Raw genomic sequence first — 1022 nt, forward strand, 5'->3', positions numbered from 1 at the left:
AAGCTCTGAACTTAAGCCCCAGTAAACGGCGGCCGTAACTATAACGGTCCTAAGGTAGCGAAATTCCTTGTCGGGTAAGTTCCGACCTGCACGAAAGGCGTAACGACTTGGGCGCTGTCTTGAAGGGGGACCCGGTGAAATTGTAGTACTCGTGAAGATGCGAGTTACCCGCGACAGGACAGAAAGACCCCATGGAGCTTTACTGCAGCTTGTCACTGAATTTTAGTAATATCTGTACAGGATAGGTGGGAGGCGGAGAAATATGGGCGCCAGCCTATATGGAGCCAACGTTGGGATACCACCCTGATATTACCGAAATTCTAACATAGGAGCCGTAAACCGGCATATGGACACTGACAGGCGGGCAGTTTGACTGGGGCGGTCGCCTCCTAAAAAGTAACGGAGGCGTCCAAAGGTTACCTCAGCGCGGAAGGAAATCGCGCGAAAGAGTGCAAAGGCAGAAGGTAGCCTAACTGCGAGAAAGACAATTCGAGCAGGGACGAAAGTCGGGCTTAGTGATCCGGCGGTAGAGAATGGGATTGCCGTCGCTCAACGGATAAAAGCTACCCTGGGGATAACAGGCTGATCTCCCCCAAGAGTCCACATCGACGGGGAGGTTTGGCACCTCGATGTCGGCTCATCGCATCCTGGGGCTGAAGTAGGTCCCAAGGGTTGGGCTGTTCGCCCATTAAAGCGGTACGCGAGCTGGGTTCAGAACGTCGTGAGACAGTTCGGTCCCTATCCGTCGCGGGCGCAGGAAATTTGAGAGGATCTGCCCTTAGTACGAGAGGACCGGGGTGGACAAACCGATGGTGTACCAGTTGCAAAGCCTTTTGCACAGCTGGGTAGCCAAGTTTGGAAGGGATAAACGCTGAAAGCATCTAAGCGTGAAACCCACCTCAAGATAAGATTTCCCATCCGAAAGGAGTAAGACACCTTGAAGAAGACGAGGTAGATAGGCCGGAGGTGTAAGAGTAGAAATACTTTCAGCTGACCGGTACTAATAAGTCGAGGACTTGACC

General features: G+C 52.6%; 1 rRNA gene. It reads left to right on the plus strand.

From position 1 onward, the window contains the following. A 23S ribosomal RNA gene (locus A6M21_RS05620) occupies nt 1-1022 on the plus strand; the annotation flags it as partial.

The sequence above is a fragment of the Desulfotomaculum copahuensis genome (assembly GCF_001655685.1).
Lineage (GTDB): Bacteria > Bacillota > Desulfotomaculia > Desulfotomaculales > Desulfovirgulaceae > Desulfotomaculum_G > Desulfotomaculum_G copahuensis.